Here is an 11061-nt window from a genome sequence, read left to right as displayed (position 1 = left end):
GGAATAGAATAACAGGGCGACCTATACAAATCATAGACAACGAACAATCGGGCAAAATGAACAGCAAAAAGAGCACCCCTCCTTCGGAGTGCCCTTGTTATCGTAGTGCATTTATTAATATTATGGTGTAGATGAGAAGCTTAATTGATGTTGTAACCTGGCTGTATGCTCTCTATTATAAGGTCCAGGTAATTTTGACACGCAGGTCTGAAGTGCCGTCCATTTTAGAGACAAAATAAGATATTGATTTCATGCCCAATTGGTACAAGTCCTGCAAATCTTTGATCAGACTGCTCTCGGTGCCTTTATACCTGAACGTCAGCGACGTACCGCCTTCTTTCAGTACAGCTTGAACTTTGCTTTGCAGCACCTTCCGTTCCTTAACAGCATCCTGCTCATCATATAAGGAATACTCCAGTGCATGATAGAGCTTCTCATATGCCTCCTGCTTGCTTCCTCCAGCCTTCACCAGTTGAAGCAGTGCATCACGGTATGGCGCAGATGCCGCAGGATACTTGTTTTTGCCTGTCCAGACGTGATCACGCGCCATTTCCTTGTCACTTAACAAATAATAATTGTGACTCACCACGCCTTTGCGGTCAGGGGTTGGATCATCCCAGGTTGTATCCATGTGATACCATTTGCCGTCCAGCTTTACCAGGTTCCAGGCGTGGAGCTGCCCACCTGCTGTTCCTTCGACAATGCGATTTTCAATTCCCACACGCTCCAGCATGCGATAAGCAAGCAGGGAATATCCCTGACATACGGTACTGCCTGTGGCAAGTCCGTCATATGCTGTATATTTTTTCAAAGAAGTATCATAAGAGAGATTCAGCACAATCCAGTCATGAATAACCTTCACTTTCTCATGGCTGGTCATGCCGGGTTTGATTATTTCTTTGAGTACATTAGCGACTTTACGATTCACATAATCGGTCTGTGCTTTCGTCTCACGATAAGAGAGCGTCACATGGACCTCGGCTGAAGTATTCGAGCCTTTATAGTTAAACGCATAGCTTTTCACCGTATATTGAATATAGGGGTCGCTCTTCATCGCTTCGTCGATGGAGGTTTGCAGCTGTTTCTTCAGGCCCTTTACATTGCCCTTGTAGGTAAACACCAGTTCCTCTGTGCGCTGTGACATCGCATTTAACAACGTCTGACGCAAATCCGTCGCTGTGGACAGTTCCGAATTACCTGAGGCGGCATATAATTGATCCAAATCAACTGTATGCGGCAGCCAGGCCGCAACGAGACAACCTGCCAGTAATAAGGTAATCACTCGTCTACCCTTTTTGCCCATGAAAGGAACCCCCCCCTCTTCACTAGATGATCATGACTTATTGTATCATAAAACCTCTTGCTTTCCCTGTTCTATATTTCTTATTTTTACATGGTCAAAAGAAACAGGACCCTCCCGCGGAAGGTCCCTCGATCTTTGATTAATCACCCATCACATTTCCCGCTTCTTTCATCCTATGTCCTATCATCGTAAAATATGAGCAGTGACTGCAAGATGGCAGAAGGATGGTAGTGCATAGAACGTCTGTCTGATATTAATAGAGACGACTGCCACTCATAAAGTGGTCTGTTTTGCCCTGAAGCTTGGCAAGCCGTTCAAGGACTTGAGCCGCTTCAGCTACCGTTACTTTACGTGCAGGCATGAATCTTCCCTCAATGGAAGGCAGCAATCCAAGCTTGAGACTTAACGCTACCGCTCCCTTGTTGCTGATCGCACCGGCATCTGCAATGTTAGGCAGATCGGATGGCAGTGCATAGAATCCAGCCAGCTTCTCGTAACGCAGAATGCGTACAAGGAGTACCGCCAGTTCTTCGCGATTCATCTCTTCCTCGGGCTTCAGTTTTTTCTCGGCATCTGCTCCGCCAAGCCAGCGCTGATCCATCAGCATTTTTACCGACTTGTAATACGGGCTGTCTATCGTTACGTCAGCAAAAAGCTTGTCATTGCTGTCGCTGTTATAATACATATCCATGTCCGGATTGATTGCCCGCGCCAAATAATTGAACCAATCCCCGCGGGTGATAACCCGATCCGGGAATACACGTCCCTGCTCATCTGGCAGCAGGACTCTGTGCTTGACCATGCTTTGCAAAGCTGATTCAGCAACATGACCCGTAATGTCTGTCGGCTCTGCTTGAGGTGTTGAACCTGCTCCGCCATACATGAAGAACCAATCCCCTGTATTGGCATCCAGCATCTCGTTCAGATTATAGATCGATTTCATATCGCTGGCAGGCACATAAGCCAGGTTAATACCAAAAGGTACAGGTTCGCTACGGCCCAGGCTGTACCCGCCATATTGGGCGTAATTCAGCATCAATTTGTACTTTTGCAAATAAAGCTGCTTGGCCTGCTCCTGGCTAATCTCCGGTTTGGTACTCGCCGGGAGTTGTTCAGACGTTGCCGCGATGTGCGTGTATAACTCAGTAATCGCTCCGTCGTTCATGACCTGCACTTGTACCGTGTCATCCTGAACCTGAATGCCGTTCAAATAACGCTGGAACAGGAACGTACGGGCATTGTCCGTTTCAATAACTCTGTTCAGCTGGAACTGCTCCTTGGCATTCGGGACAACGGAGATTATCGTATTCATTGCCAGCTTCTCCGCCTGCTGTGCAGTAAGCTCCTTATGCTGCTTCTCCTGATCCGGCTTCTCCTGACCCATCTCTGGTCCGACCCGCTGCATTAAGGTATAGCTGTAAATCTGACCAGTCACTGCATCAACCTGAGCCGAAATATCACGCATGAACATATACGAGATGTTAGCATTGCGATTGCTCCAGCTCAGACTCCATACCTGATTGCTCGTGCTGCCATAATATCCTTTACTTAACTGGCTGTGATCGAGCTTGTAATCCTTCGGTATTTCAAAGTGGGCTGCAACCCGTTCTGCCGCCTGCTGTACATTCAAACGTGAACCGCTTGCTGCTGTAAAAGCCGATGCCGTGCCCGTCACTTTTTTATTTTGCGCTTCATTGCTCTTTTTCTCAGCTTTACCCGTCAATGAATCAATTCGCTCTAATGTATCGGCATTGATCGGTCCCATGCTGCTGCCCTTTGGCAAATAACCGAGAACATAGGGCTGACCTGGCTTGGAAGAAAAACGGTTCTTGGAGATGTATGCCAGCTCCACTTCGAACTCCTTCTCAAAAACCTCTCTTGCCTTCTGCTCCGATGCCTTAGGCTGGGAGGAAGGATACTTCGCCGAGGTGGTTGTGCGGGAATAAGCTGTAGCCTGTCCCCTCTCATCCACACTTATGTAGACCTTCTCTGCCTCTGATAAGATGCCGTCATGTTTGAGCTGATAGCCAAACTGATATTGCTTGTGTCCAAACAGTGCTTCCTGTTCCATTGGTGAATAAAGTTCACTCAGATTCACATACTCATCTGCCTCAAGTCCGGGAATGGCCTTGTACAACAGCTCCAAAGCTGTTTTCTCAGCTTCCTCCTTCTTCAGTCGAACATCGGAAGCCTCCAGCTGATTCTCTAACCATTCAGATGGCAGATGCACACTCAGCACTTCCCCTGTACCTGCGTGTACACTCGCACTGAAGCCCATGGAGTGGTTGCCTTGTGTAATCTGGAATCCGATATCCCAAGCCTTGTAATCTGGCGGTGGATACGAATTTGGCGAATCAAATTTTGCGGACGAGATCGTCGCTTTTTTTAACATTGGAAACAGCTTTAATATATTGTCAGCGGCTTGCCTGGATGAAATCTTTGCACCCTCCGGCACGTCATTGCTTGTTGCATCCTGTTGATCATTTTCCCCCGTTACGGCTTCATTCACTGAGCCAGCTCCAGCCTGAGCAGCGGATGCGCTGCCTGTCAAACCCGGCGCCTGTGTCGTAAACAGCAGTGTCGCCATCGCAGTGGCTGCGGCTTTGGCAGTGAACGTTTTAAGCCTTCCATTCATGTTCCAATCCCAACTCAAAATGGTTACCTCTCCCTTCGATTTCATGCGGAATGCATGATGAATACTTTTGCATGAATTTTGCCATTCAACTCTATGATACCATAAGCTTCCTTTTTAATCGCTGTTTTCCGGGTAATTTACAATTGTGAATTTTTGTTATAGTTTATTGCCACAACAAAAAAACGCCAATCAAGTTGGCGTTTTCTCATTATTCCTTATCCGCTGCTGCATCAGGATACATCTGTTTTGCTGTCCTGCATCGCTTCTATGTGATCCTGTACAGTCTCGTTCGGCACGGAACGAACATGCAACTTGAGGAACGGAATAACCGTGTCCCAGAAGGCCGGGTCTTCCTCGGAACAGCTGTGACCATCACTGTTGACCCAAAGATGCTCTACAGGCGGATCGGCCTTGGACATAAAATATTCCAGTTCACTCGGCGGGATGAAATTATCTCCTTTGGAATGTACCATGAGCAGCGGCAGCTGCATACCTTTTCGTCGTTCGTTAAGCAGCATCACCGGATCATTCTGCTGATAGGTCTTCAGGGACTCGCCCAGACGCCAAAACCAGATTCGTGGTATGACCTGTGCCAGCGGGAACAAGGGCAGACGCCGTCGTCTCAGCTCCGAACTAACGATAACCTGAAACTGTGATGGCATTGAATCGGTAATCACAGCCGATACCGGAATGCCTTCTGTCAGTGCCAGAATTGTTCCCAGTCCGCCCAGCGAATGTCCTAACACACCGACAGCTTCAGGGTTAATCTCGGGTCTGCCAGTTACGTAAGTCAGTGCAGCCAGCAGATCGTCCCGAAACAGATAGGCTGATGCTGCACGAACCGGGTCACTGGCACCATGACTGCGTACATCATACATGAGCAGCGCATATCCGGCTTCCCAGATCGGACGTGCGTATCGCAGCACACGGGAACGGTTGGAGCCCCATCCATGTGCAATAATGACAAGCGGCCATGGCTCGGGAACATCGGATTTTGCCGGAATGAACCAGCCCTGCACCTGTCCTCCGCCACTTTCAAACGTAATATCCTCGAAGGGCATTGGTGGCTTCATCGTAATCGGAATTTTTTTGGGGGTCTGGCTTTTGACCGCCGCCTGCCATAATCCTCCCGCGGTTACTGCAGCCACAGCCAGCATACTACCAATCATCGTTCTCGCTTTCACAAGGCGTCTCTCCTTCCCGGCTTCTGACATACATTCATCATACAACAACAACATCAACTACACGTTAAAAACACCCATTTTCTGTAACAAATATGGATTATCTAAGTATAAGGCTTTAATATATATACCCAATGTTTCTGTACGCCGTACTGCTTTACTCTGCCTTACTTTCTTCTACTCTGACTCTGAATCGATCATCTATTTGCCGCTTCTACAAATGCTTGAGCTCGATCGGCAATCTGAGTTATATCTCCTGATACCAGGGCTTCTTTAGGTAAAAGCGCACTGCCCAAGCCTACTGCGGCTGCGCCCGCTGCGTAATATGCCGCAATATTCTCCAATGTCGCTCCACCCGTGGCCAATAGTGGAATATGATCCAGAGGTGCCTTGATCTCACGCAAATATGGAATGCCCAGACTGGCCATCGGAAACAGCTTCACTGCCTGTGCTCCTGCCTCATACGCAGCAACAATCTCCGTTGGTGTCATCGCCCCTGGCCAAATGTCTATGCCGTGTTCTACAGCATATTCAATGACAGACAGATCGACATTGGGAGACACCAGAAATTGTGCGCCAGCTGCGACAGCTTCTTTCGCCATGCTTACGTTCAGCACTGTACCTGCACCGATATAAGCTTGTCCTTCATGACGTTCACGCCAATCGGCAATAATCTGATGTGCATTCGGCGTGTTCAGCGTCACTTCCATGAGGCGAATACCTCCGTTCGTCATGCCCTGGCCAGCTGTCACCGCCTCTTCCCGGCTAATGCCGCGTACGATGGCCACAAGTCTGGATTCCAACAGGATTTCGGTCAGCTTCATCTCCACTCACTTCCCCTTGCTTCGTTTAATTTCGGCAGCCGAGGACCCGTCATCGTGTTCACCGCTTCTCCGTTACTCACTATTGTAATGCATATTCTCTCCTGGTTGAAATACATTAATCCATCTCATCCTGCAGGATCAAAGATCAAAGCAAATTGCGAATAGATACGAGCAGCTCATTTTCTTTTTTCAAACAAACAAAAACCCCTTCCAGCGAAGAGGCTCAAAAATGCAAACAGACCATGTATAGTACATATTTCTGACACTCCATGCCTAGCACAATCATATCGTCATGCTTATCCCTAAACTTACGTTGAATGGTGCTTATGCGTTCTCCAGTACGTTTTCCTGCTGCAAATCCTTGAAATACTGATCATTATACAGCATGCTTGGATGCGTTGGATGATAAGCCAGCGCAATATCGTTGTGCTCCTTGGCCTTCGCGCGATTGCCCATCCGGTCATAACATACACATAGTTGCAGATGCGGCATCCAGGTCCAGGCTGCTTCGTTCAGCACGACCATCGGATCAGCCGGGCGGCTTGCCTGAACAGCCTGTTCATACCAGAACACCGCTTTGCGGTAATCTTCTCTGTCTGCAAAATACCCCCCCAGACGGCAGCAAACCTCCGCCCTCGGCAGATCATATAAAAAGGAGCGGAACAGCGCTCTTACTTCCTGCTCCGGGCGTTTCATTGCCGCTTCACAATCTGCTATTTTCTGGCAAGCTGTAATTTGATCCTCGACCCAGCCTAATCCGGTATCGAGAAATTTGTCGTAATAGGTTATGGCATCCTCATACTGAGCGTGATCCTTCAGCTCGTTGCCAAAATAGTATAAATCCCGCGGTGAGAACTCTTCCCCGGCCTGCTCCCGTTTGCGATAAATACGCAGATTGCGATCGGTGTATTCCTTGTCTTTTTTATGTGTCACCGCGATATCACTATGCAGCAGATGCCCCGCTACAGCCAGATATTCATGCACCGCCCCGATCCAGCGAAACTGCCGATCACGCCGCACCAGCCGATTCCGCCGCAGACTGTAAGCCACTTTCCCCTCGGCGGTAAACGAAAGGTTATAATCCATCGTCACACTATCCACCGCCGGATCAAGAGAATGCTTCAGGGCAATCAGCTTCGCCCGATCCTCTGCTTCGAATACATCATCCGCATCCAGCCACAGTATGTATTCGCAAGATGCTTGATCAAAGGCAAAATTACGGGCCGCAGCAAAATCGTCTATCCATTCAAAATCATAAATACAGTCCGTGTAGCGGGATGCGATCTGACGTGTACGGTCGGTGGACCCTGTGTCCACAATAACAATCTCATCGGCAACACCGTTCACCGAGTCCAGGCAGCGGGCGAGGGGATTTTCTTCATTTTTCACAATCATACACAAGGTAATGGTAATCGTCTTTTCGCCTCGTCTGACTCTGCGATTATAGGCCGCCACCCCTGGCAGTTCTGATAAACGATAGATGTGATATGCTGGCAGATGGGTATCCACAAACAGATTGAATCCATATGCCTGGGCGCGAATGCAGAAATGACGATCCTCTCCCCAAAAAGACACATTCGGAATACGGTCAAAATTCACCCCCGCTTCAATCACAGAACGTCGAATAAGCGTACAGGCACCTAACCCGCCTACCTCATAACACCCCGGGATACGCAGCTGGTTCAGAAAAGCATTTGTCTGCTCTCCCTCGTCCTCCGACGCTGCACCCGGGAAGGCTGGCCCACCCCGCCGATAGAGCGCGTACTCATCCTGCAGCCATACCTGCGGCATTTCCTTGGCTCCGGGCTGCCAGCGAGTCCAGAATATGTTGGATATAATTTCTTTCCCGCTGGAAGCCAGTTGTTCCAACGTTCGCGGATGCAGTACCAGATCGGAATCAATCAGGAACACAGCATCATATTCATGCGCTCGGGCGTACTGCAAAATGTTATTTTTCAGCCTTGCGACACGCCAGATTTGCTCTGTTTTCCAATAATGTCCTCCTTCGTCCTTGGCGTAAATACCCTGATCGTCCGCGTGCTCATCATCAAATAACTCACGGGCAGGGATCACCTCGCCGGTACCCTCATGTCGATGCACAAAATCAAGCAGCATCTGGGAGGCGGCCTCTTCCTCATTATCATCCACAAATAAATAGTCCGTCTGCACCGTTACCCGTTCAAGCATCTGTAATGAATCCAGGAATTCATGCAGTACAGCAGCCGTCTGCCGTACAGGACTTGCAATCAAAATACGCTCCCGGTTATCTCGGGTGATACTCGCATCCTTTGGCTGAAACGATGGTTTTCCCTTCGGTTCCTTCTTCAACTAGCTCTCTCCCTTCAACCTTAATCCTTCCATGGAATAAGCCTCGGCTCTGCATCCAATATGGACTCATATTGCTCTTTCCAGCCGTACTGTGCTTCCGGATCGAGTGTCTGGTATCTGACGTATTTGCGGACACGATCCTCCTCCCTGGCCCAGCCGTAATGCTTCACCCGCGGTACATGGCATGCGTAAGGCAGATGCTGGATGCTTAGCGGAAAGCGTCCGCAATGCTGCGGTGTTTCCTTCCACTCGTAAACCATACCGGGCCGATATTTAATAAGGAAGGGCCGATAATACGCATGGGCCTGCCAGAACGCATCCTCCCGGTACGCTGTCTCACTCCACATATCGAACAAACGGAAATATATCGCTTCCTCCGGGCCGCTTAATAACACATCCCGCAGCTCGCCGAAATCCGATGTTAAAATCTCATCCGCATCCAGATTAAGAATCCATTCCGGGTTGACCGCAATCGTCTCTTCCCACTGCTGCTTTCTTAACCTCACTTCATCGGAAAAACGAGATACCGGATTCTCCACCAGCACCAGCGGAATTCCTTCTAACAGCTCCCTGCACATGGTAGCCGTTCCGTCCGTGCTTCCATCGTCAATAATGACAGCCCGATCAATCCATGGCCGATGCGTCTCCAGTGCCTGTCTCAGATAACGCTTCTCCTCATTGCGAACAATCATTGACAAGGTGATGTGCGGTCTGTTTCTCGCAAAATGCTCCTGTTCATCCAAAACCTCACCCCCGCGCTTAACTTCGCTGTGACAATCCAAACGGTCTATACCTAATCTATGCGAAGCCGGAATCCAGATATGCAGGTCATCATGCTTCAAAATGCCAGCCAATATGCTAACGACAAAAAGAAGCACCCGCTCTAAGCGAATGCTTCTTGAAATGTTTGCTTTTATCCCAAATTAACTGAATATGATATAAGAAGAAGGTACCTAATATTGTTCCTGATTAACGATATGCCGCCAGTCGATCATTCAAGCCGCGTGTCTGCCCGTACACCTCTTGGTAGAGAGCGAACAAACCGTCATATACAGCCACTGTCTCTGGATTAGGGACATAAGACTTCGCAGGACGAATAAAGGCTTCCGCACACTGCTGCAAAGACGGGAACCAGCCACTGCCGTAAGCAGCCAGCATCGCAGCCCCCATTGCCGGGCCCTGCTCACTCTCCAGCTTCACAATCGTTGCATTGAAAATGTCGGCCTGCATCTGCAGCCAAGCCTCGTTTTTGGCACCGCCACCGATGGAAATGACCTCGTTCACCGTCTTGCCAGCGCCGCGCAAAATATCAATCGACTCGCGCAGCGAGAAGGTAATGCCTTCCATCACCGCACGCCCGAAATGCTCCAGACGATGTCCGGCATCCATGCCGATAAAGCTGCCGCGAATATTTGCATCCGGGTGAGGTGTCCGTTCTCCAACAATATATGGCGTAAACAGCAGACCGCTGCTTCCTGCCGGAATCTCATCAATGCCTTGCAGCAGCACATCGAAGGATTTATCCGCTGCAAAGGTGTCCTTGAACCAGGATAGACTGTATCCTGCCGCCAGCGTCACTCCCATAATATAGAAGGCATCTTTCTCCCCGTGATTAAAAAAGTGCACTTTCCCTTCGAAATCCAGGTCTTTCCGTTCTTCGTACGAGAGAACCACCCCGGACGTACCGATGCTGCACATCGTTTGTCCTTCACTCAGAATACCTGCGCCAATTGCTCCGCAGGCATTATCTGCGCCACCGGCAAATACTTTTGTCGCTTGCGCCAAGCCTGTTTGCTCCGCAATGTCAGGTAGCAGCGTGCCCACTTGCTCGAAGGATTCCACCAAGCGCGGGCATAGCGACATCGGCAGATTAAATGCGGCTACGATGTCCTTGCTCCACTGCTTGCCTGTCACGTCTAACAGCAGAGTACCTGCTGCATCGGAATAATCCATAGCGTAATCACCGGTCAGGCGATAACGAACGTAGTCTTTTGGCAGCAGGAATAAAGCAGCTTGTTCAAGCAATTCGGGTTCGTTTTCCTGTACCCACAGGATTTTAGGAAGTGTAAAACCTTCCAGTGCACGATTTCGGGCAATGCTGAGCAGCTTGCTGTCCAGTGCTTTCTCGATCCGGCGGCACTGCACGGTCGTTCTGGTGTCATTCCACAGAATGGCATTGCGCAGCGGCTTGCCTTCCGCGTTCACCAGCACCAGCCCGTGCATTTGCCCGGAGAAGCTCATGCCTTCAATCTCGGATGGCTGCACGCCGGAAACCTCCAGCAGCTTGCGAAGCGATACAATCGTCTGCTCCACCCAATCCTCCGGATTTTGCTCACTATATCCAGCCTTGGGCTGGTAAAGCGGATATGCCTCCGATGCTTCAAATGCCACTTTTCCTTCGCGGTTGACCAGCACGGTTTTAACCGCACTCGTGCCGAGATCGACGCCGATAACGTAACTCATAAGTAGACTCCTTTCGTTTATACAGGATTGAATGGAAACCTTTTGGGTTGCGGCATAAATGGTCACTCCGCGGTCAGAAAACCCTTCTATCCCCCTTACCCCCGGATTTCTTCTTTTCCCTTCTCAAGGGGGAAATCCGGTTGTAAATGCGAACGCTTCGCTTCTTCGGGTTCTTTCTGCCCACTTCGTTTTGCATGCCGCCTTCTAAACCTTTCCTTCAAACGGTACAACAGTACTCGTTTGCGGAAATGGGGGATTCTATGACATCAATCTACCTTGTCATTGGTTAGTAAAAAACTTTTTGGGGCGGCATAAATGGTCACTCCG

General features: G+C 49.5%; 7 protein-coding genes and 1 pseudogene. All 8 read right to left on the bottom strand.

Going from position 1 to position 11061, the window contains the following annotated elements; all coding sequences use genetic code 11:
- Positions 1-175: 175 nt before the first annotated feature.
- The 8 genes and pseudogenes from ACQSGY_RS28525 to xylB all read right to left on the bottom strand — a co-directional run bounded on the left by ACQSGY_RS28525 (position 176) and on the right by xylB (position 10734).
- Positions 176-1303, bottom strand: coding sequence for a transglutaminase domain-containing protein (locus ACQSGY_RS28525; protein WP_427181931.1), 1128 nt, complete (start codon positions 1301-1303; stop codon positions 176-178).
- Between the two features lie 253 nt (positions 1304-1556).
- Positions 1557-3983 carry a YcdB/YcdC domain-containing protein gene (locus ACQSGY_RS28520; RefSeq protein ID WP_427181929.1) on the bottom strand — a complete coding sequence of 809 codons (2427 nt, stop codon included), beginning with the start codon at positions 3981-3983 and terminating at the stop codon, positions 1557-1559.
- A 185-nt stretch (positions 3984-4168) separates the two neighbouring features.
- Positions 4169-5122, bottom strand: a complete 954-nt coding sequence (locus ACQSGY_RS28515; RefSeq protein WP_427181927.1) for an alpha/beta hydrolase — start codon at positions 5120-5122, stop codon at positions 4169-4171.
- A gap of 194 nt (positions 5123-5316) precedes the next feature.
- The gene (locus tag ACQSGY_RS28510) at positions 5317-5943 is read right to left on the bottom strand and encodes a bifunctional 4-hydroxy-2-oxoglutarate aldolase/2-dehydro-3-deoxy-phosphogluconate aldolase (protein ID WP_427181925.1); all 627 of its coding nucleotides are present in this window, start codon (positions 5941-5943) and stop codon (positions 5317-5319) included.
- Positions 5944-6267: 324 nt separating this feature from the next.
- A complete protein-coding gene (locus tag ACQSGY_RS28505; protein ID WP_427181968.1) occupies positions 6268-7338 on the bottom strand; it encodes a glycosyltransferase in 1071 nt (356 codons plus the stop codon).
- 429 nt (positions 7339-7767) lie between these two features.
- Positions 7768-8271: pseudogene (locus ACQSGY_RS28500) on the bottom strand (hypothetical protein); the annotation flags it as partial.
- A gap of 20 nt (positions 8272-8291) precedes the next feature.
- Complete coding sequence (locus tag ACQSGY_RS28495; RefSeq protein WP_427181923.1) at positions 8292-9113, bottom strand: glycosyltransferase family 2 protein; 822 nt, start codon at positions 9111-9113, stop codon at positions 8292-8294.
- A 127-nt stretch (positions 9114-9240) separates the two neighbouring features.
- Positions 9241-10734: a xylulokinase gene (gene xylB, locus ACQSGY_RS28490; protein WP_427181922.1), complete on the bottom strand. Its 1494-nt coding sequence runs from the start codon at positions 10732-10734 to the stop codon at positions 9241-9243.
- Positions 10735-11061 lie beyond the last annotated feature (327 nt).

Origin of the sequence: Paenibacillus sp. TC-CSREp1, assembly GCF_050171015.1 — a bacterium.
In the GTDB taxonomy this organism is placed as follows: domain Bacteria; phylum Bacillota; class Bacilli; order Paenibacillales; family Paenibacillaceae; genus Paenibacillus; species Paenibacillus silvae.
The sequence above is the reverse complement of the archived record's forward strand: the minus strand, read 5'-3'. Positions and strand labels throughout refer to the sequence as shown.

Bases quoted from the DNA above. Each gene is read 5' to 3' on its own strand.
- ACQSGY_RS28505 (WP_427181968.1), bottom strand. From the start codon at position 7,338: ATGATTGTGAAAAATGAAGAAAATCCCCTCGCCCGCTGCCTGGACTCG.
- xylB (WP_427181922.1), bottom strand. From the start codon at position 10,734: ATGAGTTACGTTATCGGCGTCGATCTCGGCACGAGTGCGGTTAAAACC.
- ACQSGY_RS28525 (WP_427181931.1), bottom strand. From the start codon at position 1,303: ATGGGCAAAAAGGGTAGACGAGTGATTACCTTATTACTGGCAGGTTGT.
- ACQSGY_RS28520 (WP_427181929.1), bottom strand. From the start codon at position 3,983: ATGAAATCGAAGGGAGAGGTAACCATTTTGAGTTGGGATTGGAACATG.
- ACQSGY_RS28510 (WP_427181925.1), bottom strand. From the start codon at position 5,943: ATGAAGCTGACCGAAATCCTGTTGGAATCCAGACTTGTGGCCATCGTA.